This window comes from Lactococcus sp. S47, assembly GCF_016517475.1.
GTDB classification, from domain to species: Bacteria; Bacillota; Bacilli; order Lactobacillales; family Streptococcaceae; genus Lactococcus; species Lactococcus lactis.
On the sequence record NZ_JACVUB010000009.1, the window covers coordinates 67,637 to 91,602 of the forward strand.

General features: G+C 34.8%; 19 protein-coding genes, 2 tRNA genes, 1 rRNA gene and 1 other RNA gene. 7 read left to right on the forward strand and 16 right to left on the reverse strand.

What is annotated here, in order from left to right; all coding sequences use genetic code 11:
- Nucleotides 1-70: 70 nt before the first annotated feature.
- The 6 genes from IAE52_RS09775 (at nucleotide 71) to lpdA (ending at nucleotide 7,515) form a co-directional block, all read left to right on the forward strand.
- The gene (locus IAE52_RS09775; RefSeq protein ID WP_012896926.1) at nucleotides 71-916 is read left to right on the forward strand and encodes a glycerophosphodiester phosphodiesterase; all 846 of its coding nucleotides are present in this window, start codon (nucleotides 71-73) and stop codon (nucleotides 914-916) included.
- Nucleotides 917-1,114: 198 nt separating this feature from the next.
- Nucleotides 1,115-2,116: a lipoate--protein ligase gene (locus tag IAE52_RS09780; protein ID WP_010905078.1), complete on the forward strand. Its 1,002-nt coding sequence runs from the start codon at nucleotides 1,115-1,117 to the stop codon at nucleotides 2,114-2,116.
- Nucleotides 2,117-2,204: 88 nt separating this feature from the next.
- Complete coding sequence (locus IAE52_RS09785; protein ID WP_010905077.1) at nucleotides 2,205-3,329, forward strand: thiamine pyrophosphate-dependent dehydrogenase E1 component subunit alpha; 1,125 nt, start codon at nucleotides 2,205-2,207, stop codon at nucleotides 3,327-3,329.
- 2 nt (nucleotides 3,330-3,331) lie between these two features.
- Nucleotides 3,332-4,312, forward strand: a complete 981-nt coding sequence (locus IAE52_RS09790; RefSeq protein ID WP_010905076.1) for an alpha-ketoacid dehydrogenase subunit beta — start codon at nucleotides 3,332-3,334, stop codon at nucleotides 4,310-4,312.
- Complete coding sequence (locus IAE52_RS09795) at nucleotides 4,305-5,903, forward strand: 2-oxo acid dehydrogenase subunit E2 (RefSeq protein ID WP_012896925.1); 1,599 nt, start codon at nucleotides 4,305-4,307, stop codon at nucleotides 5,901-5,903. The genes IAE52_RS09790 and IAE52_RS09795 overlap by 8 nt, the downstream gene beginning before the upstream one ends.
- A gap of 193 nt (nucleotides 5,904-6,096) precedes the next feature.
- Nucleotides 6,097-7,515: a dihydrolipoyl dehydrogenase gene (lpdA, locus tag IAE52_RS09800; RefSeq protein ID WP_010905074.1), complete on the forward strand. Its 1,419-nt coding sequence runs from the start codon at nucleotides 6,097-6,099 to the stop codon at nucleotides 7,513-7,515.
- A gap of 81 nt (nucleotides 7,516-7,596) precedes the next feature.
- Here lpdA and IAE52_RS09805 read toward each other — a convergent pair whose 3' ends face one another.
- The 7 genes from IAE52_RS09805 to IAE52_RS09835 form a co-directional block, all read right to left on the reverse strand.
- Complete coding sequence (locus IAE52_RS09805; protein WP_058212287.1) at nucleotides 7,597-9,159, reverse strand: ABC transporter ATP-binding protein; 1,563 nt, start codon at nucleotides 9,157-9,159, stop codon at nucleotides 7,597-7,599.
- Nucleotides 9,160-9,162: 3 nt separating this feature from the next.
- Entirely contained in the window at nucleotides 9,163-10,437 is a 1,275-nt protein-coding gene (locus tag IAE52_RS09810) for a radical SAM/SPASM domain-containing protein (protein ID WP_233610986.1), read from the reverse strand.
- 228 nt (nucleotides 10,438-10,665) lie between these two features.
- The gene (locus IAE52_RS09815) at nucleotides 10,666-11,547 is read right to left on the reverse strand and encodes an Rgg/GadR/MutR family transcriptional regulator (protein WP_109990573.1); all 882 of its coding nucleotides are present in this window, start codon (nucleotides 11,545-11,547) and stop codon (nucleotides 10,666-10,668) included.
- Nucleotides 11,548-11,660: 113 nt separating this feature from the next.
- Nucleotides 11,661-12,416, reverse strand: coding sequence for a DNA repair protein RecO (gene recO, locus IAE52_RS09820; protein ID WP_003132217.1), 756 nt, complete (start codon nucleotides 12,414-12,416; stop codon nucleotides 11,661-11,663).
- 98 nt (nucleotides 12,417-12,514) lie between these two features.
- Complete coding sequence (locus tag IAE52_RS09825) at nucleotides 12,515-13,690, reverse strand: pyridoxal phosphate-dependent aminotransferase (RefSeq protein ID WP_109990572.1); 1,176 nt, start codon at nucleotides 13,688-13,690, stop codon at nucleotides 12,515-12,517.
- A 150-nt stretch (nucleotides 13,691-13,840) separates the two neighbouring features.
- Nucleotides 13,841-13,913 (reverse strand) — tRNA-Lys (locus IAE52_RS09830).
- A 241-nt stretch (nucleotides 13,914-14,154) separates the two neighbouring features.
- A complete protein-coding gene (locus tag IAE52_RS09835) occupies nucleotides 14,155-14,676 on the reverse strand; it encodes a GNAT family N-acetyltransferase (protein ID WP_033900573.1) in 522 nt (173 codons plus the stop codon).
- A gap of 209 nt (nucleotides 14,677-14,885) precedes the next feature.
- Here IAE52_RS09835 and IAE52_RS09840 point away from each other — a divergent pair, with 209 nt between their 5' ends.
- Complete coding sequence (locus tag IAE52_RS09840) at nucleotides 14,886-16,508, forward strand: SulP family inorganic anion transporter (RefSeq protein WP_033900575.1); 1,623 nt, start codon at nucleotides 14,886-14,888, stop codon at nucleotides 16,506-16,508.
- Between the two features lie 80 nt (nucleotides 16,509-16,588).
- Here the strand turns inward: IAE52_RS09840 and IAE52_RS09845 are convergent, their stop codons facing one another.
- The 9 genes from IAE52_RS09845 to rrf form a co-directional block, all read right to left on the reverse strand.
- The gene (locus tag IAE52_RS09845; RefSeq protein ID WP_012896919.1) at nucleotides 16,589-16,831 is read right to left on the reverse strand and encodes a TM2 domain-containing protein; all 243 of its coding nucleotides are present in this window, start codon (nucleotides 16,829-16,831) and stop codon (nucleotides 16,589-16,591) included.
- 76 nt (nucleotides 16,832-16,907) lie between these two features.
- Complete coding sequence (locus tag IAE52_RS09850) at nucleotides 16,908-17,357, reverse strand: GNAT family N-acetyltransferase (RefSeq protein ID WP_047205962.1); 450 nt, start codon at nucleotides 17,355-17,357, stop codon at nucleotides 16,908-16,910.
- A 319-nt stretch (nucleotides 17,358-17,676) separates the two neighbouring features.
- Nucleotides 17,677-17,869: non-coding RNA, 6S RNA (gene ssrS, locus IAE52_RS09855), on the reverse strand.
- A 105-nt stretch (nucleotides 17,870-17,974) separates the two neighbouring features.
- Nucleotides 17,975-19,132 (reverse strand): mannitol-1-phosphate 5-dehydrogenase, encoded by a 1,158-nt coding sequence (locus IAE52_RS09860; RefSeq protein WP_003132184.1) that lies wholly within the window; start codon nucleotides 19,130-19,132, stop codon nucleotides 17,975-17,977.
- A gap of 137 nt (nucleotides 19,133-19,269) precedes the next feature.
- Nucleotides 19,270-19,701, reverse strand: coding sequence for a PTS sugar transporter subunit IIA (locus tag IAE52_RS09865; RefSeq protein WP_003132182.1), 432 nt, complete (start codon nucleotides 19,699-19,701; stop codon nucleotides 19,270-19,272).
- Between the two features lie 48 nt (nucleotides 19,702-19,749).
- Complete coding sequence (locus IAE52_RS09870) at nucleotides 19,750-21,687, reverse strand: transcription antiterminator (protein ID WP_109990571.1); 1,938 nt, start codon at nucleotides 21,685-21,687, stop codon at nucleotides 19,750-19,752.
- Nucleotides 21,688-21,745: 58 nt separating this feature from the next.
- Nucleotides 21,746-23,569, reverse strand: a complete 1,824-nt coding sequence (locus tag IAE52_RS09875; protein ID WP_058202945.1) for a PTS transporter subunit EIIC — start codon at nucleotides 23,567-23,569, stop codon at nucleotides 21,746-21,748.
- 150 nt (nucleotides 23,570-23,719) lie between these two features.
- A tRNA-Asn gene (locus IAE52_RS09880) sits at nucleotides 23,720-23,793 on the reverse strand.
- Nucleotides 23,794-23,799: 6 nt separating this feature from the next.
- Nucleotides 23,800-23,915, reverse strand: a 5S ribosomal RNA gene (rrf, locus tag IAE52_RS09885).
- Nucleotides 23,916-23,966 lie beyond the last annotated feature (51 nt).

Here is a 23,966-nt window from a genome sequence, read left to right on the forward strand (position 1 = left end):
CAGACCCTATCAGTGCTTATTTTATGGCCTTGTCAGTAAAAATCATTCCCAAATCGAAAGGAAGTGACTAATGTCTGGCTTCACAAAAATAGTTTTTAAACTTCATAATTTTCTTGACAGAAAAAAAATAAAAAACAATTTGAAATTCAAGCCAAGCCTCACTTCTAAAACATTGGTTTTTGCTCATCGTGGTTCTAAATCCAACTGTCCAGAAAATACATTGGCCGCTTTTCATGAAGCTGTTCGTGTCCATGCTGACGGAATTGAGCTTGATGTCCACTTATCACTCGATAATGAATTAATTGTTATTCACGATGAGAAAATTGACCGGACAACAAATGGTAAAGGTCTTGTCAAAAATATGAATGCTATAGATTTAAAGAAATTTGATGCTGGTTCTTGGTTCAATCCAAAATTTACTGACGAAAAAATTCCAACTTTGTCAGAGGTTTTAAAATTACTGACAGACCTATCATTTACTGGTTATTTAAATATCGAAATTAAAACTGATAAATTTGACTATCCCGGAATTGAAAAAAAGCTCTCAGACTTAATGACAGAAACTAAATGGCCTTTTAGCTATATTTATAGTTCGTTTAATTTCGATTCATTAAAAAAAATACACACTTTTGATTCAAAGGCTGAAGTTAATTATCTGACGAAAAATCTTTTGACCCTAAAAAGTCATTATAAAGGCAGCTCAACAGATTTTATTTCAGGAATTCATCCCCGAAGAACCTACGCCTTCAAGCACCCACTTCTTCTCAAAAGTTCAAAAAGACCCCTTCGTCTTTGGACAGTTAATCAAGAAACAGAAATACGACAAGCTTTTCAACAACATGTAGCTGGAATCATCACCGATTTTCCGGAACGTGCCCTCGAAATTCGTCAAGAAATCCAAGACCAGTCAAAATAGACTGGTCTTTTTTCATCTGTCACAAATGATATCTATTTCACAATATTTTGAGGTGAAAATCACATAGTACAGTAATTGTAAGCGTAAAGCATTTCTCTTTACATTTTGTTTCACAAAGGGTATAATTAAATCGTGCGTGTTATTTTGTCAAACTTGTTTGACAAAATAAGCACAAGGATTTGGAAGGGATGCATAAACATGCAATTTATTAACTATCTAGGTCAAGACGCTTACACAAATATCGCGATGGACAGCTGGCTACTTTATCACCTAAAACCAACTGAGCCTGTTTTTGCTTTATGGCAAAATAAACGTGCAGTTATTGTGGGGCGCAACCAAAACACTTTTGCTGAAGTGAATCAAGACTACATTGACAGTCATGATGTTCAAGTTGTTCGTCGAGTATCTGGCGGTGGTGCAGTTTATCATGATGAAGGAAACATCTGTTTCACATTTTTTGTTCCTGTCGAAAATTCTGGCTCTGTCAACTTTAAAAAATTTGTTCAACCGATGTATGAAGCACTCCATGCTGTTGGAATCAAAGCTGAAATCACTGGACGCAATGACCTTGAAGTTGAGGGTAAAAAGATTTCGGGAAATGCCCAACGCTATGCTGGAGGTTATTTGATGCATCACGGAACCCTCCTTTGGGACACTGATGTTGAAGCAATGATTCGTTCTCTCAATGTTTCTGATGAAAAATTTGTCAGTAAAGCGGCTAAATCAGTTCGCGCTCGTGTGGGAAATATCAAAGATTTTGCCCCTGAGGACTTAACCTTAGATAGTTTTATTGACGCATTAAAATACTATCTCACAGACGAAGGAAAAGATGGTGAATTAGTTTTAACTGATGACCAACTTAGCTCAATCAAAAAAATACGAGATGAGCAATTTGCAACTTGGGATTGGAATTATGGCGAATCACCAAAATTCTCCTTCCAAAATCACGCTAAATTTACTGGCGGAGCCATTGATATTCAAGTCAATGTTGAAAATGGTAAAATCACTGAAATTAATTTCCAAGGAGATTTCTTAGGCGTTCGAGATTGGCGAGATATCAAAGAGCAATTTATTGGTCTTGAATTTGAACCTTCAGCAATTCTTGAAGTCCTTGAAACAAATAAAGAAGGACAATATTTTGGAACAATTCAAAATACTGAACTTTCTGAAATGTTCAAAGCTGACTATCGAACAGATTAAGTTATTTCACAAGCATAACCTTAGGAAATTTCTCCAAAAAATGATAAATTTCTAATTATAGACACATAAAATAGAAAGGGAATCTATTATGTCAAATTCAGAACAAATCTTAGATTTCAAAGCGCAGCTAGAACTGCAAGACACTACATTTCCAATGCTTCAAATTCTTAACGAAGAAGGAAAAATTGTTGACGAAGATGGTCTTAAACGTGCAGGACTTTCTGATGAAAAACTCGTTGAACTCTTTAAAAGTATGCTTTTTGCACGTCAAGTTGACATTCGTTCAATGAAATTAGCTAAACAAGGACGTATGGGATTCTTTGGACCTCACGCTGGTCAAGAAGCTTCTCAAATGGCCTCATCATTCGCTTTCACTGACGAAGACTGGCTCTTCCCAGGTTACCGTGACTTGCCACAAATTTACGCAAAAGGTTGGCCAATTTGGAAAGGTCTTCTTTGGTCTCGTGGACATCAACTTGGTAATGAGTACACTACCGATGATGGTAAACCTGTAAACTCATGGTTCCCACAAATTATCATTGGTGCTCAATACGTTGAAGCTGCTGGTGTCGCGCTCGGACTCAAAAAACGTAAAAAAGATGCTGTAGCTTTCGTTTACACTGGTGATGGTGGTTCTTCACAAGGTGATACTTATGAAGGAATTAACTTTGCTGGAGCTTATAAAGCCCCACTTGTTGCCTTTATCCAAAATAACGGCTATGCAATTTCGACACCTCGTAGTCTCCAAAGTGCCGCTCCTCATTTAGCTGCTAAAGGTTGGGCCGCAGGTGCTCCTTCGATCGTAGTTGATGGAATGGACGCGATTGCTATGTATCTTGCTTCTAAAGAAGCTCGTGCTTGGGCAGTAGCTGGAAATGGTCCAGTTGTTATTGAAGCAATTACAAACCGTTTAGAACCACACTCAACAGCTGGTGATGACCCACTTCGCTATCGTACTAAAGAAGACATTGAAGCTTGGTGGAAAAAAGAACCTCTCGTTCGTATGCGTAATTTCCTGACTGAAAAAGGACTTTGGGATACAGAGAAAGAGGAAGCTTATATTGCTGAACTTGATGCAGGTATTGATGCCGACATTAAGAAAGCCAACAATGTTGAAAAACAAAAAATTTCTAGCTTCATTAAAAATACACTTGAAGTGCCAAGCCAAGCAATGGCAGAACAAATTGCAAAATTTGAAAGCGAGGGCAAATAAGAATGGCAGTAAAAACTTATATTGCAGCAATTACAGAAGCGCTTGATTTGGCGCTCGAAAAAGATAAAGATGCACTCATTTTTGGTGAAGACGTTGGACAAAATGGTGGGGTTTTCCGTGCTACTGATGGTCTGCAAGCAAAATATGGAGAAGAACGTGTTTTCAATACTCCACTTGCTGAATCAGGAATTGGTGGAATGGCAATTGGTCTTGCAACACAAGGTTTCCACCCAATTATGGAAATCCAATTCGGAACCTTTATCTTTGAAGTTTTCGACTCAATTGCTGGACAAATGAGCCGGACACGTTACCGTTTTAATAACACACGTTCAAATAATATTGTCGTGCGTACACCTTATGGAATCGGAACTAAAACGCCTGAAATGCACGCGGATTCAATTGAAGGGCTATTTTCACAAATCCCCGGAATTCGTGTTGTAATGCCTTCAAATCCAGCTGATGCTAAAGGATTATTGCTGGCTTCAATTGAAAATAACGACCCTGTTATTTTCCTTGAAAACCTTCACCTTTATCGCTCACTTAAAGGTGAAGTTCCTGAAGGTTACTATACTACACCACTTGATACTGCTGCAGTCGCTAAAGAAGGATCTGATGTTTCAATCATTGCTTATGGTGGAACAGTTCCACTTGCTCTTAAAGCTGCTGAACAACTCGAAAAAGATGGAATTAAAGCTGAAGTCCTTGACCTCAGAACAGTTGCTCCTCTTGATATTGAGTCAATTGGTAAAACAGTTGAAAAAACTGGGCGTGTGGTCGTTGTTCAAGAAGCTCAACGTACAGCCGGTATCGCAGCGAATGTCATGGCCGAAATTTCAGAACGTTTTGTTTTGAACCTTAAAGCGCCAATTGGACGTGTTAGTGGTCCTGACTCAATTTTCCCATTTGCACAAGCAGAAAATGACTGGGCAGTTAAAGCTGAAGATATTGTGAATAAAGTTAAAGAGGTGGTTGACTATGACTGAGATTTTTAAAATGCCTGATATTGGCGAAGGAATGCACGAAGGAGACATTGCCAACTGGTTAGTTAAAGTTGGAGATGTTGTTAAAGAAGATGACCCAATTGCTGAAGTACAAAATGATAAACTTATGCAAGAAATTCTCTCTCCTTATTCTGGTACCGTAACAAAACTTTTCGTTGAAGCTGGAACAACCGTAGAAGTTGATTCTCCTTTGGTTGAGTTTGATGGTGACGGTTCAGGCTCTTCTGCAGCTGCTCCTGCTCCTCAAGAAACAGCTGGTTCTGATACTGCTACAACTGATGCACCTTCTGGAGAAGCTCAAATCTTCACGATGCCTGATATTGGTGAAGGAATGCATGAAGGAGATATCGCCAACTGGTTAGTTAAAGTTGGAGATGAAATTAAAGAAGATGATCCTGTTGCAGAGGTTCAAAATGATAAACTCATGCAAGAAATTCTTTCTCCATATTCTGGAAAAGTCACTAAACTTTTCGTTGAAGCTGGAACGACTGTAGAAGTTGGGGCTCCTTTAATTGAATACAATGGAAATGGGGCTGCTCCAGCAGCTGCTAGTCCTGCTCCAGTCGCAGAAGCACCTAAAGCAGCTAGTCCTGCAAGTCCTGCAAATGCTCCATTGACTAAAACAACTTCTACTGGTCACATTCTTGCGATGCCTTCTGTTCGTCATTATGCACGCAAGGCTGGTATTGATTTAAGTCAAGTTCCTGCAACTGGTCGTCACGGTCACACAACGTTGGCCGATGTTAAAGCTTTTGAATCTGGCAGTGTCGCTCCTATCGCTCAAACAGCACCAGAAGCCGCTCCAGCACCTAAGGCTGATAAACCAGCTGCTCCTGTTGCTGAAAAAGCGCCAAGCGTTAAAGCAGGAGCTGGTGATCGACGTGAAGCAATGAATCCAACTCGTAAAGTTGTTTCTAAAGTTATGACTGCTCAACATACACACATTCCACCAGTAACAAACTTTGACCAAGTTGAAGTTTCTAAACTCGTGAAACATCGTGCTGTCTTTAAAGAAATTGCTGCAAAACAAGATATTAAATTAACCTATCTTGCTTATGTTGCTAAAGCTTTGGCTACTACTGCTCATAAATTCCCAGATATCAATGCTTCTGTTGACTATGAAAAACAAGAAATTGTTTATCACGAACATGTCAACCTTGGAATCGCTGTAAATGCTCCAACTGGTTTGTACGTTCCAGTGATTCATGAAGCTGAAACTAAATCAATTCTTGAGATTGCTAAAGAAATCGCTGAATTAGCTACTGCTACACGAGAAGGAACACTTAAACCTCAACAAATGCAAGGTTCAACAATTACAATTTCAAATATTGGATCTGCTCGTGGTTCTTGGTTTACACCAATCATTAATGGTTCTGATGTCGTAATTTTAGGACTGGGTTCAATCGTTAAAGAACCAATTGTTAATGGTGAAGGCGAAATTGTTGTCGGACAAAACATGAAATTGTCTATGACTTATGATCACCGTTTGATTGATGGAATGTTGGGTCAAACATCACTTAACTACTTGAAATCTCTATTGGCTGACCCTGAGTTCATGCTTATGGAAATCTAATAGGCTGTAATAAATGGTGCTAAAGCATCTATTTATTACAGGCGTGTCTCCTAGAGGATACTCGCTAATTGTCTTATTAGTAAAGGAACGAAAAAATATTTTTTTCGTTTCTTTCTGTCGTAGATTTAAAAAACTAGTTTACAGTATTGTAAATTCAAGTTGACACTAATGTTTACAAGAAAGAGGATATATTATGGTTGTTGGTGCACAAGCAACAGAAGTTGATTTGGTTGTTATTGGTTCAGGCCCTGGTGGTTATGTTGCAGCCATCCGTGCGGCTGAACTTGGTAAAAAAGTTACAATTATTGAAAAAGATAATGTTGGTGGGGTTTGTTTAAATATTGGTTGTATCCCATCAAAAGCATTGATTAATATTGGTCATCATTACCAAGAATCTTTGGAGGAAGAAAAAGGAGAAAATCCTTTTGGTCTTTCTGTCGGAAATGTTAAATTAAACTGGGAATCTGCCCAAAAATGGAAACAAGATAAAGTTGTCAACCAGTTGACAGGTGGCGTTAAAATGCTACTTAAAAAACACAAAGTTGACGTGATTCAAGGAACTGCAGAATTTATTGATAACAATACAATAAATGTTGAACAAGAAGATGGGTTCCAACTTTTGCAATTTAATGATGTGATTATCTCAACTGGTTCACGTCCTATCGAAATTCCTTCTTTCCCATTTGGTGGTCGCATTATTGACTCTACTGGTGCTTTGTCACTTCCAGAAGTTCCTAAACATTTGATTATTGTTGGGGGAGGAGTTATTGGTTCTGAGCTTGGTGGAGCTTACCGTATGCTTGGTTCTAAGATTACAATTGTTGAAGGTTTGGACCACATTTTAAACGGGTTTGATAAAGAAATGTCTGATATCATTGCTAATCGCGTTAAATCTGCTGGTTCTGAAATCTTTACTTCAGCAATGGCTAAATCAGCTACTCAAACTGATAAAGATGTAACTTTGACTTTTGAGGTTGATGGAAAAGAACAAACAGTGACTGGTGATTACTTACTCGTTTCTGTTGGACGTCGTCCAAATACTGATTTAATCGGCTTGAACAACACTGATGTTAAATTGACTGACCGTGGTTTGATTGAAGTTGACGATTCTTATGCAACTAATGTTCCTCACATTTATGCAATCGGTGATGTGGTTCCTGGTCCAATGCTCGCTCACAAAGCTTCTTTCCAAGCTAAAGTTGCTGCTGCTGCGATTGCTGGAGCTGAGGACGACGTGGACTTACACGTTGCTTTGCCTGCTGTAGCTTATACAACAACTGAATTGGCAACAGTTGGAGAAACGCCTGAATCAGTTAAAGACCGTAAAGATGTTAAAATTTCTAAGTTCCCATTTGCTGCAAATGGCCGTGCCATTTCAATGAATGATACGACTGGTTTCTTACGTTTGATTACTGAAACTAAAGAAGGGGCCTTAATCGGTGCTCAAATCGTTGGCCCTGGTGCATCTGACTTGATTTCTGGTTTATCACTAGCGATTGAAAATGGATTGACTTCTAAAGACATTTCATTGACTATCCAACCTCACCCAACACTTGGTGAAGCGATTATGGATACAGCTGAATTGGCTGATGGCTTACCAATTCACGTTTAATAAAATTAAAAATCACTGACGGATTTGTCAGTGATTTTTTCTATGGATAAATTTACTAACGGAAAATCTGTCAGTAAATTTTTATAATTCTATGACTTCATCAAAATAAGGACGAGTTTCAGCATAAAAATGGTGAGTAATCATAATTACTGTCAAACTTGGATTTTGTAATATACTTTGTTCAACAGCTAGAGCTGTCAACTTGTCAAGGCTAGCCGTACTTTCATCCATAATTAAAATTGGTTTTTCTCCTAATAATTCCCGAGCAATAGCCACTCTTTGCTGTTGTCCTCCTGATAAATTATTATCAAATTTATTGGTCAGCTTGCCTTTTAAAAAGTCCTCTGCTTTGACTTCTTTCAACACTTTTTCTAATTTTTCGTCAGTAATTTCTCGATTCATTTTTAAATTTTCTTTTAAGCTGTCATTAAAAAGATAGGGAAATTGGCTAATCGTTGCAATGATAGATTGTAGCTTCCCTTTATCAATAATTTTGTAATCTAAACCATCCAGCTTAATAGTCCCTTGATAATCTTCTAAATCTCCATTGAGCAATTGAATTAATGTTGTTTTTCCTGACCCACTCTCACCAACTATTGCGTACTTTTTCCCTTTTTTAATTTCAAAATTTGGATAAGTAATTTTCTTATCTCCTAATTTAATCGAAATATTTTCAAAAGATAATTTCTTCTCAAAAGTACTGACAGACTTGCTTTCTCTTTGATTTGATACTTTCGGATATTTCGTCAGTAATTTATCAGTTCCTAAAGCAATAGTGAAGCAATCAGCAATGGTATTCAGTCCATTAAAAATATTTCCAGCAAAATTTCCTGAAACTAATAATGTCCCTAAAAGGACAATATGCTGAAAAGCTAAAAGTGCATTGACCCCCAAAATTACGGACTGTGAAAGAAAACTCAGGCCAACTGTACACATCATTGCTGTCGAGACTAACTTTGCTTTGCTTATTTTTACCGCTTTTAGTTGCTCATAAACTTGAAGCAAGCGAGAAGTAAAAAAATCAAACTGCCGATTGTGATAAATTACTTCATACCCTTTGAGTTTGTCATTACTTTCTTTTAATGCTTTTTCGGCACTATTTGACACCTCTTGGGTCGCTTTGACCATTTTCTTTTGAAATAACTTTGGAAGAATCAATAAAATAAGAGCTAAGCCAAGGGTTGTCGCAAAAAGAATCCAATGAAAAGTAAATAAGGCAAAACTTGAGAAAAGCACCAGAAAAATATTTTCTATCATGAAATATATTTCTTTATAACCATCTGTGTCTAAGAGTATTGCATCATTATTTAACCACGAATTGTATTGATCCTTGCTCTCTTTAGAAAATTCCTGATAAGTAAGTGAAGTCAAATTTTTTAAAATATCTTTACGGATTAAATTTAACTGGGTTTGTGTTGTTTTTTCTGTCTGAACCACTTCTATTTTTCTAATAATCATCATGATTAGAAAAATAATTAAGCTAAGAAGAAACCAAAAGAGTCCTTTGGAAATATTTGATTTCATCAGAGCATTAACCAAATTGACTTTAAGATAGTTCCCATAAACATATAAAGCCATATTAGTGATAATTATGAGAAGTAGAATGATATTCTGAAATTTGTTTTTTTTAATGTAAGTGAGCATATTTTAAACCTCAATTCCAATCTCATAAGTAATCAAATTTTGCTTTTCTAACATTAAAATCATATCAGAAGTCTTATCTTTTGAGGAAATAAAGTACTGTAAGCTATCAGCATTTAATCTTTTCAAGGGACAACGATTATTCATACAGATAGGTAATACCGAGCAGCTTTTACATTCTTCAGTTTCAGTAGAATTTACCCAAAGTGACTCTTTATTTTCGCTAATTAATAGTTTTCCGCCCCTACCGATTCTACCTAAAATATTATTAGCTTGATAAAGTGCTACTGTACATTTATAAACTAATCCATCTGACCCTATGACATAGTGATTTTTTATTGAAGCATAGCATAAATTGGAAGCGGTCATAGACCAAATAAACGGAACCGTGTGCCCTCCTTGCTCAATAACTTTACTAGCCAGTTCAAAACGAACATCTTTCTCAATAATTTTTGAATTTCTTTCTCCCCAATTACCAATATTATGAAAGGCGAACAAAATATTTTCACACTTTCCAAAATTTATGATTGATTCATGGATATACTCCTCCATGAACTTATAATTTTCTTCTCCAACATTCGTTCTTAACATAATAAAGATATCAGATGGAATCATTTCTTGTATTAATAATAAATTACTGATAATTCTTTCATAAGTTCCATGACCATTTTTTAGTATTCTTTGTTTATCATGATATTTTTGTCCACCATCTACTGTGATTTGAAAACTTTTAACTTTCAAATTCACCAATTTTTGAAAAACTCTTGGATTTAAAAGGTAGCCATTCGTAGTCATATCAGCACTATATTCAATCTTATTCTTTCGTGCAATTTCTATTACTGAAGAGCTTATATATTCAATAATTTTTAGATTTAATAAAGGTTCTCCACCAAACCATGAAAGTTGAATCTTATCATATTTACTTCTATTATTTTTGATTTCATTATTTATATATTTAATAATATCATTAGCCGTTTCTAATGACATTGCCCTTTTTTCAAATTTCTCATAACAATAAGTGCATCTAAAATTACAATCTTCATGAACTAATAGAATCAGTTGAAGGGTTCGTTCTAATTCTTGATAAGGATTTTTAAAGTTTTCAAGTAAAAATTCTTCAGATTTTAGTAATTCATAAATATCATCATTTGCTATAAAACTTTCAGTCGTGGGAAAATTAACTTTGGAATATTTTATTGATTTTCCATTATAAAAATTATATAGAATAATATTCTCAGCATTTTCTACTTGCTTTACAAACTGATTTAACTTTCTCATCATTTCTCTCCTTATTAAAAAATTCGCCTTTAAAAGACGAATTTTCACATTTTAACAACTATTGCAATTGTTAATTGTGTGCGCACGTACATCTTCTGCTTTTTTGTTCCTTTTGATTGTAATTTTCATGATGAAAATCCTCCAAATATTCTATTATGAGTTGAAATTAAAATTCTATTTCTAATCACAAATCCATTCTACCACTCCATTTTCAAAATCAAAAAACGTCACTTATTTGTGACGTTTTTCTTTCATATAACTTGCCGCTTTGTCATAACCTAATTTTTCATACATAATGGCTAAATTTTCAAAAATCTGATTTCCTTTTTCTATGTTACCAATCAAAAATTGATAATTTCCTTCAACAAATAGATACTCTTTACGAGAATAAACGTCAACAATCGGACTTTCAATCAATTTTTCATAACTATTTAGAAGTACTTCAGCTTGCTCCACCTGAGATTTTTCAATGAAATAATTGGTACAATCTCGAATAACGAGGATGACTTGAGCTTTATTTTCTGGTATTTTTCGATAAAACTTTGTCCGTTTAATCAGCTCTTTTGAAAACTCAAAAACAAGAGTTTCAGGTAAAAAATAAATAAATTCGCTAAATAAAAAGAGTTCAGCCTCGCCCCATTCCAATATGGAAAATAGCTCATCACTAATTTCTTGAATTTCCTCTTCACTTATCTGATAAGATTTATAGTTTTTTTGTGCCAAAAATGACTTGTATTCTAAAGCATTCCAATAATCTATTCTATTTTGACTCTCTATAAATCTCATCTGTAATTTCTGATAAACATTTTCAATTTCAGAGAAATTACCAAGCTCTTGTAATCGTCCAAGTTCTTCAAAAAGTGCTCGTCCACTCGGAAGCTCATAATTTCTGACATGATAAAGATATTCTTCAAAAGAAAGTCCCATATTTTCAACTAACTCATAAATTTTTGTAAGTGTGATATCAGATTTACCAAGTTCAAAACGTGAAACTTGTTGCTTTGAAGTAATAAAATTTGGTGAATTCTCATAATCTCCTGCAACTTTGGCTAATGACAAATTTTTCATTTCGCGAATTTCACGAAAAACTCTTCCCCATGATTTTGAGTCCATAAATTATCCTCATTTTTTACTGACAGAAATATTTAGAGGTTTCTGTCAGTAATTTTAAGTTTTCCACTGTGGATAAATTTACTGACAGAACTTCTAGCGACTTATCCACAGATTTATTTCATAATATCTGCCCAACCAGACATTCCGTCCAAGAATTTTTTGGATTTGAGATGAATTCCGACATATTCATCATAAAGCCCATCAATAAATTGACGAATTTTTAGTTTCATATCTGCTTTTATCGAGATTTTTTTGAGTTCATCTAAAGATATTTCTTGAAAAAGATTGACCAAATAAATCACATTTGGGTCAAGATGACTCCGTCGTAAATCTTCATCAAAATGTTGGGGACAAAGGCAGCCACTAAATTTATAAGAAAAATCAAAGGGTCCAACGGTTTTATGACAAAATGCACATTCTGAGAAGTTCAAAGAAATCCCAAAACGATGAAGAACTTGTAATTCAAAAATGTTAGTCACGACTTCCATATCAAATCCTTGATCTAAAAGCTCTAAACTTCGCTTTAGAAATCCATAAAGCCCTGGGTCGTATTGATTATCAGAAATGGCCGCATCAGCCAAACTTATGATATAAGAAGCATGAGCATTGATGAAAATATCTGAACTAATATTTTTATAAACGACCACTTCACTGACATCCTCGATAAAAGAAAATCCCCCGTCATTAATCGTTGCCGTCAATTTTCCATCAGTAAAAGCTTGTAAGGAACTAGCATAAGGCGATTTTCCAAAATTTTTGACAAAAAACATCCGTTTACCAAAAGACTCTGTAAAAATCTTGACCAATTTATCTTTTTCTTTGTAATTACGACTGTAAAGCACTAGACCTTGAGTTTCGGCATCACGCATGATTTTCTCCTTTCGATATTTTATTTCATTATATCAAAAAAATCACTGACAACTCTTCTAACTGTTATCAATGATTTTTAATTTTACTGACCGATTGCTCAACCGCGTTTTTTAGTCACATAATCCGTCAATCTTGCCATTGCTTGCTCAATCACATCCATTGAAGCCGCATAAGATAAGCGGACGAATCCCTCACCGTACTGACCAAAAGCGATACCAGGAATAATGGCAACTGCATTTTCTTTTGCAAAATCCACAGCAAATTTGAATGAATCTTGTTCTAAATCAGCTGGAATTTTTGCAAAAATGTAGAAAGCTCCATCTGGTTCAATAATTTTGAAACCAAGGTCTGACATCTTTTCAATAATATAATCACGACGTTTAAGATATTCTTTTTTCATCGGAAGAGCATCATCAGCACCATTTTTCAAAGCTTCAATCGCTGCAAACTGTGACTGAGTTGAAGCCGAAGTCACCAAATATTGGTGAGTCTTAATAATCTGTGCCACTAATTCACGCGCTGCAAAGATTAATCCAATCCGCCAACCAGTCATCGCATGCGATTTTGATAAACCATTAAGTACGATTGTTTGCTCAGGTGCATATTCAGCAATTGACACATGCGGTTGGTCAGTATAATTTAGTTCAGAATAAACTTCATCAGCAATCACAAATACTTCATGCTTTTTCAAAACTTCAGCTAAAGCCTTAATTTGCCCCCGATTATAAGTTACCCCTGTAGGATTTGCTGGATAATTCAAAATAACGGCCTTAACTTTTCCCTCACGCTCGACAATCGCTTGTTCAAGCATCTCAGGCGTAAGAACAAAACCATTAGCTCTTGTATCAATTTCAACCAAAGAACCGCCAGCAAGCGTAATTAATGGCTCATAACCAGGATATGCAGGCGCGGGAATCAAAACTTCATCACCAGCAACCAAAATTGATAACAAAACACTAGAAATGGCTTCCGTTACTCCAACAGTAACTAAAATTTCATCTTCTGCTGCATAAGATAAATCATATTTTTTATTCATAAATTCACTAGCTGCCTGACGTAGTTCTAGTAAACCAGCCATTCCAGTATAATGACTTTGATTATTTTCAATCGCCGCAATCCCTGCTTGTTTAACATGCTCAGGCGTATAAAAATCAGGTTCTCCCAAAGTCAACTTAATAATATCAGGAATAGATGAAACCTGTTGGTCAAACTGACGGATCAATGAAATTTCAATTTTATCTAAATTAGGGTTAAATTTTTTTAATAAATCCATAAAACATCCTCTACTTACATCCTGTTCTACTGACAGAAATCTTTTGACAATATTATACACTATTTTCAGACTATTTACTTTACTGACAGATTTCTGTCAGTAAAAAAAGCACTCTAAACTTTTAAAAATTTAGAGTGCTTTTACTATTTATGGCTCGGCAGGGGCTCGAACCCTGGACCCATAGATTAAGAGTCTACTGCTCTACCAACTGAGCTACCGGGCCAACTTATAAAAAGTTGAATATTTTGTGACCACTTCTAGAATTCTAAAATTCTGTGGTAGTAATGATAAATTGCTTCGCAATTTTTCTATCCGCAACCTTGAAGCAGTGCTTCAAGCCAACTGAGCTACCGGGCCAACTTACTAGCTTATTATACCGATTTATAGACCAAAATGCAAGAATTTTTATTATTTAAGTCTTAAATATAGAGTTACTAACAAAGAGTTTTAAACAAAATTGTTACTTAGTTAAAGGCTTCTGAGTAGTGAATTACTCCTGATTTTCCTTCTAAGCCACCGTCAGTTAATTCTTTAATCATAAAGTTCTCATCAGGAACTTCAAAAGGTGCTTTGATTTGATATTGGCTTGCTGGTACATAACCAAACTTAGGATAATAAGTTTCATGACCTAAAATACTAATAAACGGATAATCCAAAATTTTTGCTCTTTTTTCAAGTTCCAATAATACTGCTGCCCCAATTCCTTTACCTTGGTAAGTAGTTAAAACATCAAGAGGAGCTAAGACCAAACCTTTGAATTTTTGTGAGTCACTTACTATCTCTACCTCACTCAAAAGACCGTGACCAACGATTTTACCATCTTCAAAAGCAACAATTTCCAAATCTTTGATATAACCTTCTTCATTACGAATTTTATCAACAAGTTCAGCCTCATTACCATAACCATGTTCTGACTGACTAAAAGATTCACGAATAAGTTCAGTAACTTCATTATAGTTTTCCAAATTTATTGTTTTAATTATCATTATCTTCCTCTCCTAATAAAATCTCTATCATCATTTTAGCAGTTATTCTTCTATTTTTCATTAGATATTAGTAATAAATTTATTTTCTAGTTTTTTAATTACAAGAAATTTACCTAATCTTGATTTCATTTCGAGTCCGATAATTATTTGATATGATTACTCATCTCTGTTATCATAGAATATTGTGATAAAAAATTAAAGGAATTATTATGATTAAACAATTTTTAGGTATTATTAACTCAGAATTCAAAGACTACAACCGACGAAAATTCTTACAAGATTTGATGGCAGGAATTACTGTAGCCGCCGTTGCCCTCCCTCTAGCCCTTGCCTTCGGTGTATCAAGTGGTACAACAGCCGCAGCCGGACTTATAACAGCCATTGTTGCAGGTATAATTATTAGCTCACTTTCTGGAGCTTTCTATCAAATTTCTGGTCCAACAGGAGCAATGGCGGCTATTTTAATTTCACTCATTGGTAAATACGGAATGAATGGAATATTTATTGCTACTTTTATGGCAGGAATCTTTCTATTACTCGCTGGTATTTTCCGTTTAGGAAATTTAATTTCACTTATTCCCTCACCAGTAATAACAGGTTTTACTTCTGGTATTGCCATCATCATTGCCAGCGGACAAATTAAAAACTTTTTCGGAATAGAACATTTTACAGGTTCTTTTTTTGATTTAATGAAATTTATCTCTGGCTTACACATTGATTATCCTTCAACAATTATTGGACTTTTAACAATCTTATTAATGATTTTCTATCCTAAATCATGGGGTAAAAAATTCCCAGCTTCGTTGTTGGCTATCCTTCTGTCAACTTTAGCAGTCCTTGCTCTAAAACTAGATATTCCTTTAGTAGGAAAAATTCCAACCACCCTTATTCCCCAAGCTCATCTACGTTTGACTGAATTGAATCTTCAAGACATGAAAACTCTACTTATCCCAGCCATAAGCATTACCGTACTTGGAATGACCGAAAGTCTCCTTTGTGGTGCCTCAGCAGGCCGTGCAACCAATCACCCAATGGACAATAACCAAGAACTCGTTGCTCAAGGAATCGGAAATATTTTCATTCCCTTTTTCGGAGGAATTCCAGCAACAGCCGCAATTGCTCGAACAAGTGTAGCTATAAAAGCAGGTGCTCAAACTCGCTTAACTGGTGTTATTCACGCCCTTATTCTTCTTCTCTCAATGTTTCTATTTGCACCATTTATGACTCATATTCCACTAAGTGCCCTTGCTGGTGTTCTTATCATGACCGCCGTAAGAATGAACGAGTGGGAAGCCATTCGTTTCTTATTCAAAAATAAATTAAAAAGTGGAATCATCGAATTTTTTGTAACGATGATTATCACTGTTATTTTCGATTTAAGTACTGCAATATTAGCAGGAATCATTGTTGGTTTCTTACTCTTTATCGTAAAAATTTCCCAAATTGAGATTAATAGTTCACAAATTGAACCCGAACGAATCAGTCAAAATCATCATGAAGTATTTACTGACTGGACAGTTATTTATATTTCTGGCCCGCTCTTCTTTTTAAATAGTAGCAAGTTAAAACAAGCAATTGATGAACTTCCAGCAAATACTAATGTTGTTCTTTCTCTAAGAGGTGTACCAATGATTGACGTCACTTCTATAAAACTATTGATTGATATTTACAGTATTTTTCATAAGGAAGAACGCCAAATCGTCTTCGCCTCAATGAATCCTAAATTAAAAGAATCATTTAAGAGAACTGGACTTATTAGCATGGTTGGTGAAGAAGCCATTTACCCAAGTGTCAATGAATTCCTTTTAGATTTAGTTGATAAAAATAAATAAAAAATAGGCCAATAATTGGTCTATTTTTTATTTATAAACTCCTAAAAGAAATTTGAGAAAGAACTCAAATAGATGAGCTTTTATCTAGAATATCCACCATTAATAAATGTAATATCTTCAGTATCGTTGTAAGTACTATAAGCCTTGACCAAGGCTACAATCCAATCAACAAAAGACCAAATTCCAAAAGTAGCCCAGTTGAATAACAATTTACAAATTCCCACTCCAATTTGTCCTCGCATAAAACGGTCAACCCCAAATCCCCCAAATAGAAAACTTCCTAACCATACAAACAAATGTTTGTTAACTGTTTTCGTTGTCATAATAACAATACTCCTATCAGCTTTTTACGTGGCTCAGTACCTGCACGTTATTTTAAGTTGTTAAATAAAATCAACTTTATTCAACAACTTTTTTTAAAGTAAAATTAACAAAATCTTGCCCTCGCAAGTGTACACAGTTCTTTTTTGTTTCTTTATAGCCCATTTTTTCAAAGAAGGGCTTAGCAGTAATAGATGAATTAACCATAAAGCTAGTATAATTCGAGCTTTTTTCTAAATCATTTAGAAGTTTTTGCCCTACTCCCTGCCTTTGATAATCTGCACTGACATAAAATAAATCAATATATCCTTTATCATCAATGTTACCAAATCCTACTATCTGCTCATGATTAGAAATGACTCTGGCGTAGGTTTTGCCAAGATTATCATCAAATAACTTTGTGTCAACGTCAACCCAAGCTTTAATCTGTTCCAAAGTATAATCAGAAATATTTACTTCAAAAATAGTGTTTTTAAACAGATTAATAACTTCATCTAAATCTTTTGTTTCATAATTTCTAATCAGCATAAATCTTTACTCCTTTTAGATTCATATCCTTTTACAAACAAAAAACTCATAGAAGTTAAACTATGGGCTTTCAAAATCGAAAGATAGTTTGAAGTACATATCTAGGTACAAACAAAGTTAGACTGACCTTTTATTATTCGTGTAAGGTCTACACATTTGAGGTATCTTTATTCTACAAAAATTATCCAACGAATAAATTAACAAAAATTGTTAACAAATGAATGCAAAAACAAATCTAAAGCTCTAAAGCCGTTCTATTTAAATATATAGTCCCGTAGCCCCAGATTTATTATTGATTTGTCTAATTTTTGATACACAAAAAAACACTGATTGAATGCCGTATGCTCTTCCGTGTATTGAACCCGCTAAAACGCCAGGTGGGTGTTCTCGCTTCGCATCAGCTTCCCCTACTTTCGTTCGAGGTATTACGCTACCGAATGTCTCATGAACCCCTATGCAATACAAATATAGTCGGTCAAAAAAATGAAAGAGCTCGCACATTCCAGTGCTTTTTCTATGATTCTATAGTAACACTTTTTATCTTTTTTTTCAATAGAAAGCGGTTAAATTTTGAATCATAAATTGTATTAATAAAAAATCATCATCTCTCCCAAATTTTATTTTTTATAGTGATTAATAACCTTTTCGATTTCCAAAATCAACTTTTGATTGCTTAGACCAGTCACTTCTTCAATGAGCATTGGGAGTTCTGTTATTTTTAGTTTTTCTTGGAGTTGAATGGCTTGAGCATCATTTTCATCATGGTAAGCAAAAATTTTTCCAACAATATCTAGATGATTTTGATAAGAAAGCTTACGATCGTTTAATTCTCTTATTGGACGAATAAAACGTTCATCATATCCTAATTTCCGGATAGGTGTTCTTGCCACGCGTGACACTTCATCAATAATTTCTGGATTAGAAAAGCGAGAAATGATTAGTTCATGATATTTAATTAACTCATCTTGCTTAAAATATTGAGCCCATTTTGCTAAAAGTAAAGCGCGTGTTTCTTTTTGAACTGCTTTTAGGATATTCAAAATTTCTTCATCCTGTAAACCTTCTAATATTGTTTTATAACCTTTATATGCGCTAGAATAGGCAACTGCAGCATGTCCTGAGTTTACAGAAAAAAGTTTACGCTCAATAAATGGTTCGAGGTCAGTTGTATAATGAACTCCTTCAAGTTTGATTTCTTTATTTTTTAAATGACTTGCATCTATTACCCACTCACTAAAAGGCTCTACCTCAACATAGAGAACATCTTTATGTTTTTGAGCAGGAACAATACGGTCAACTGCAGCATTAGGAAAACCAATAAATTTAGAAAGATAAAGTTTATCAGATTCCGACAGATAATCGGACACTTTTTCTTCCAAAAATTCAGAGCCCCCTATCATATTCTCACAGGCAATAATATCTAACGGGCTCTGAACCTTTTCTTCCTTACGTTTCTGAAGTCCTTTTGCAATAAGCTCAGCAATATAAGGCAAGACATTAGGACCAATCGCTGTTGTTAGAATATCAGCTTTTGCAATTGCTTCAATGACTGCCTCAGGATTCTCACTATTGTTAATACCAGAGACAGCTTTTACAGAAATTTTTTCATGTTCACTACTTGCAATCCCAATTTCATAGGAATGCCGATTATTAAGTTCGTCAATTATAGATTTATTTGTGTCAACAAAGTGAATATCAAATCCATTTTTACTCAAAATTTCACCTATGAAACCACGTCCAATATTTCCTGCACCAAAATGTACTGCTTTTTTCATCTTACTTACTGCTCCTTTATTTAGAAAGTAAAAGTTCAAATAGAATCCTCTAAAATCCCTCTATATAAGCAATTGTAAGCTTTTACATTATGCTGGTAAATATAAAAAATGGCACTAAAAGCTGTGCCATTTTTTAATTAATTTTCAAAGTATTTTGCAATTTCTTCGATTGTTTGAGCATCAGCAAGTTTTACAACATTGTCAACGTCCGCGCAAAAAATTGAAATCTTTTGAATCAGCTCAAGATGCTCCTCTTTAATCCCCGCAATTCCAAATAGCATTGTTGCTATCTTAGGATTTTCTACTGTTCCAAAGTTTACACCACGAGGAACTTGAACAATGGCTACTCCTGTTTTTAAAACTTCTTTTTTTGATTCATCAGTTCCATGAGGAATTGCAATAAAGTTTCCCATATAGACTGACAATTCTCTATCTCGTTCAATCATCGCTGAGATATAGTTAGGTTTGACATAACCTCCATCAACCAACAAACTTCCACAATATTTTATGGCCTCTTCTTTATTTGAAAAGTTTTGATTAATTTTAATCAGACTTTTTTGAATTTCCATTTTTAAAATTACCTTTCTTGGTTTACTAGGTTTACAACTTATGTAAACCTAGTCATCATAATGTTTAACAGCTTCGATAATTATCTCTCTTAGTAACTCACTTACAATTTCATAATTTCCGGAATCGTATATCCTAGTATAAAGCTTGTTTTCAATAATTGAACTTGAGATTTTACCTAATAAAAAGGAAACATACTCTGGAACTTCTGGAGGCGCTAATAACAATAGAACTCGTCCAATTTGAATAGCCTGATGATCCATTGCTATTCCTTCAATTGGTTGACTTAAGTCAAAGATTTTAAACATTGGACTTGAGATTGATGAATGAACTGCGTGAAAGAGAGCAATTTTTGTTTCTGGAATTGCTAGATGTGTTTCTTTAAATCTTTCTTCCACCAAATGAACGAGTTCTCCACTATCCTCTGGGTTTACTCTCTGAATAATTTGTTTTACAGTATCATGTAATTCTGCCTTATTTTCAAGAGATAGGATTTCAAAAGATTTTAATATTTCATTGCCTATTGAAAATAAGTCATTGAGATTTAAAAAATTCTTTTCTTTTTCTGAATCAGAGGTAAGTGCTCGTGATTTTTGTTGAATTAACCTCAGCTGGTGACGAATATTTTCCAAATTCTTTTGATCTAGCATTGGATTGATGTAGAGGTAATCTAACTCTTTCTCTGTTGTAAAAATGACGTCATATTTTTCCTGAGTGATATGGATTGAACTTTGAATAAGTTCTATCTTTTTTAAGAAGGGAAAATTCTTTCTTAAATTACTCATGATAAATTCGCAAGAAATTCTTCCACGACTGCTGACAAGTGCCGCACTTAAAGGTAAAACTAGGTCACTGCGTTCAAGAGTCGCCACAAAGTGAAGACTTATAAAAGCAATTTCCATTTCTGAAAAATTCTTATCAAAGACCTCCCTTAATGATTCTTTGACTGTTTTATAAATTTCAGGATTATCTTTATTTATCTTTTTGATAAAATCATTTTCTTTTTTAGGAAAGAGGACTGGTAACATCTCTGATTCTTTGAGATGAGCATATAGTAAACCATATAAACGGTCATCTTTCCCAAATTCTATCTCAAGAATTGTTGAAACTTTATCAATGAGTTGGCGAATTTTATAAGAAAAATCGGTATCAAATTTTTCCATAAATAGCAGCTCTCTTCCAAAGCCAAAATATAAAATATCATAAACTGATGCAAGATAAGTGATCTCAGAAACAACAAATTTTGTTACTGGTAACTCTGTCAGTAACTTATTGACAAAGTTTAAGGCTTGCTTACTTGGTCTGCCCAGGGTTTCACTACTGACAGAATACCCCTCATCCAAACGCAGCAAAACAACTAAGCAAAAAAGTTGCATTAAAACTTTGACTTTGTCAGTCATTTTTTCAGGTAAATCTATACGTTTAAAAGCCTCATTAACTTGCTTAAATTTATTTAAATCTATTATTCTTAAAATTTTATTGTTAGAAAGTTGATTAAGAAGTAGTTCCTGAATGCTTGCTGAATTATAAATCACTGCCACAAATACTGGACGAATATTTTCTTCTGCCCCTTTAAGTTTTAAGCCACGATCTCGGATTAGTACTAGTTCATTTTCAAACAGAGCTTGCTCAATTTGCTTCAAATCACTAGTTACTGTCGGTTGACTAATTCCAAAATAATCTGTTAGAGAAGCGATAGATGCTTTATTTTCAATTAATAAAAGCAACTCACCATACAAACGTTCACTTATTGAATAGTCTATTAATTCATGAGCTTGAGTAAGTTGATTGATATCCCCTTTCAAAAAATAGCCTTCATCAGTATTTTCCAAACTGATATTTTCTGGTAAAGACTTTTGTAAATTGTTCAAATCGCGATAAAGCGTTCTGCGACTTGTATCTGTAATTTCCATCATTTCTGCTATCGTAAGCTTTCCACGTTTCAAAAATGTCTGGATTAATTTTTGCTCACGACTTGTTAAAAACATAAAAATTCCTTTTTTAAAATTCTACTCATAACTAGACTGCCAATTAACAGCTAGTATTTTATTTGTTCATCCGTTTCACCATATTGATGTATTCAGGAGTAGTAATTAATGACTCAACAAAAAGATGTTGAGCATTTGGAGCTTCGTTTTTTACACTTGTCGTAAATTCTTTTGTTGAAACAATCATGATATTTTTGGCATTAAATGCTCCTAAACCAATAAATTCAACATCAGAAATAGGAATTTTAACACCATGCATCTGGAATATTGCTTTTAATGTTTCTTTGCCCATTGTATTTGAACCAATATGTAAATCATCATGAGCAAAGACAACTTCATCAATTTGGTTCAAGTCTATCTCATTTTTACTGACAGGTCTGTCAGTAATTATTGTTTGATTTGTATCATTATCAGTAGTCAATAAACTACTGATAATTTCATCATAGCGAGGTGAATTGAGGAAATTAGCCACTGAGTATCTGATTGCTTCAGGAGCCATTATCGCAGCTCGTGGAGCAAGTTCATCTTGTGTCACAACAATTGTGTCAGAACCTGCTTTTAAGTTAGCTATAGCGACATTAGTAACATCTTGTAGCAAACCTGCTTTCTTAGCTTTATTCCTCAAAATAGAGGCTCCCATTGCTGATGAACCCATTCCTGCATCACAAGCAAAAATAATATGATTAATCGTAGAGAAATCGACTTGGTCAGTAATATTATTGCTGACAGAAACTTGTCCTTTACTGACAGCTTTATCTGCAGCTACACCTACTTTTGCATTCTCAAAAGCAGAATCATCAATCATTGATTTATCTCGCTTTAAAATAAAAGATGCAACTAGAAATGAAACAATTGCTGCCACAGCTATTCCTGACCAGACACATAAGACATTTACAAAACCACCCGCTGATTTAGCTGATGCCATTCCTGTGATTGCAATAATTGAACCAGGAGAAGCAGGAGCCGCAAGACCCGAGCCTAGTAAATTATTTGTCAAGGTTCCTGATACCCCACCTGCCATCACAGCAAAAAAGAGCGCAGGTTTCATCATGACATAAGGAAAATAGATTTCGTGTATACCACCGACAAATTGAATCAAAATCGCACCAGGTGCCGTCGCTTTAGCTGAACCCTTACCAAAAAGCATAAAAGCAATCAGAATTCCAAGTCCTGGTCCAGGATTCGCTTCTAATAAAAATAGAAGTGATTTTCCATTTTCAGAAACTTGCTGAATTCCCAATGGCGATAAAATCCCTTGATTGATTGCATTATTTAAAAATAATATTTTTGCTGGCTCAATAAAAAGATTAGCAAGGGGAATCAAATGATTAGCAATTAAAAAGTCGACCCCATGTCCCATCACGTCGGTTAACCAAGCTACAAGTGGACCAACCACTTTTACAGCAAAAAGTGCAAGTCCAAATCCAACTAAACCAGCTGAGAAATTATTAATCAACATTTCTAGACCTGCTTTAATATGCGGTTGAACATAGTCATCAAATTTTTTTATTACCCAAGCACCAAAAGGACCCAAAATCATTGCACCTAAAATCATAGGAACGTTTCCTTTAGTGTTTAGACCTCCTAGAGAAAGACTAGCTGTGGCAATAATTGAACCGAAAGTCGCAATTGCACCAACCACTCCTCCACGATGTTCATAAATATTTTTTCCACCAGTGTAACCAATCATTAGGGGAATAAGAAAAGCAAGCATCGGACTAACCATTGCTGCAAATGTTTTATTAGGGGTAAAACCATCAGGAATGAAGAACATCGTCAACACCCCCCAGGCAATCAAAATAGGAATATTTGGCATTACCATATTTGATAATGCGGTACCAAGTTTTTGCACTCGTACTTTTAAGTTTACAGTATCAGTCATTTCAGACTCCTTTACATAGTAACTAGTATAATTATATTGTAACCGCTACCAATAAAGCTGTAAATAAAAACCTTGACACAAAAAGGCGTGCCAAGATTTATTGATGATATTTATAAAATAAAAAAAAGTCACCCTTAGGTGACTTAGTTACTGCGGATGTCAGACTCGAACTGACGACATCATGATTAACAGTCATGCGCTACTACCAACTGAGCTAATCCGCAATGTAAACTTGGCATCGTCTTTATCTCCCAGGGGGCAACCCCCAAGTACTTCCAGCGCAAAAGGACTTGACTTCTGTGTTCGACATGGGAACAGGTATATCTCCTATGCAATAAATACCAAATATGGGAATTCCAGGATTCGAACCTGGGACCCCTGCGTTATCAACACAGTG

Coding starts and splice junctions, on each gene's coding strand:
- IAE52_RS09875 (WP_058202945.1), bottom strand. CDS start 23,569: ATGACTGATACTGTAAACTTAAAAGTACGAGTGCAAAAACTTGGTACC.
- IAE52_RS09850 (WP_047205962.1), bottom strand. CDS start 17,357: ATGCTGATTAGAAATTATGAAACAAAAGATTTAGATGAAGTTATTAAT.
- IAE52_RS09810 (WP_233610986.1), bottom strand. CDS start 10,437: ATGATGAGAAAGTTAAATCAGTTTGTAAAGCAAGTAGAAAATGCTGAG.
- IAE52_RS09835 (WP_033900573.1), bottom strand. CDS start 14,676: ATGATAATTAAAACAATAAATTTGGAAAACTATAATGAAGTTACTGAA.
- IAE52_RS09805 (WP_058212287.1), bottom strand. CDS start 9,159: ATGCTCACTTACATTAAAAAAAACAAATTTCAGAATATCATTCTACTT.
- IAE52_RS09815 (WP_109990573.1), bottom strand. CDS start 11,547: ATGGACTCAAAATCATGGGGAAGAGTTTTTCGTGAAATTCGCGAAATG.
- IAE52_RS09845 (WP_012896919.1), bottom strand. CDS start 16,831: ATGACAACGAAAACAGTTAACAAACATTTGTTTGTATGGTTAGGAAGT.
- IAE52_RS09840 (WP_033900575.1), top strand. CDS start 14,886: ATGATTAAACAATTTTTAGGTATTATTAACTCAGAATTCAAAGACTAC.
- IAE52_RS09780 (WP_010905078.1), top strand. CDS start 1,115: ATGCAATTTATTAACTATCTAGGTCAAGACGCTTACACAAATATCGCG.
- IAE52_RS09860 (WP_003132184.1), bottom strand. CDS start 19,132: ATGAAAAAAGCAGTACATTTTGGTGCAGGAAATATTGGACGTGGTTTC.
- IAE52_RS09775 (WP_012896926.1), top strand. CDS start 71: ATGTCTGGCTTCACAAAAATAGTTTTTAAACTTCATAATTTTCTTGAC.
- recO (WP_003132217.1), bottom strand. CDS start 12,416: ATGCGTGATGCCGAAACTCAAGGTCTAGTGCTTTACAGTCGTAATTAC.
- IAE52_RS09825 (WP_109990572.1), bottom strand. CDS start 13,690: ATGGATTTATTAAAAAAATTTAACCCTAATTTAGATAAAATTGAAATT.
- IAE52_RS09865 (WP_003132182.1), bottom strand. CDS start 19,701: ATGGAAATTCAAAAAAGTCTGATTAAAATTAATCAAAACTTTTCAAAT.
- IAE52_RS09785 (WP_010905077.1), top strand. CDS start 2,205: ATGTCAAATTCAGAACAAATCTTAGATTTCAAAGCGCAGCTAGAACTG.
- IAE52_RS09870 (WP_109990571.1), bottom strand. CDS start 21,687: ATGTTTTTAACAAGTCGTGAGCAAAAATTAATCCAGACATTTTTGAAA.
- IAE52_RS09790 (WP_010905076.1), top strand. CDS start 3,332: ATGGCAGTAAAAACTTATATTGCAGCAATTACAGAAGCGCTTGATTTG.
- lpdA (WP_010905074.1), top strand. CDS start 6,097: ATGGTTGTTGGTGCACAAGCAACAGAAGTTGATTTGGTTGTTATTGGT.
- IAE52_RS09795 (WP_012896925.1), top strand. CDS start 4,305: ATGACTGAGATTTTTAAAATGCCTGATATTGGCGAAGGAATGCACGAA.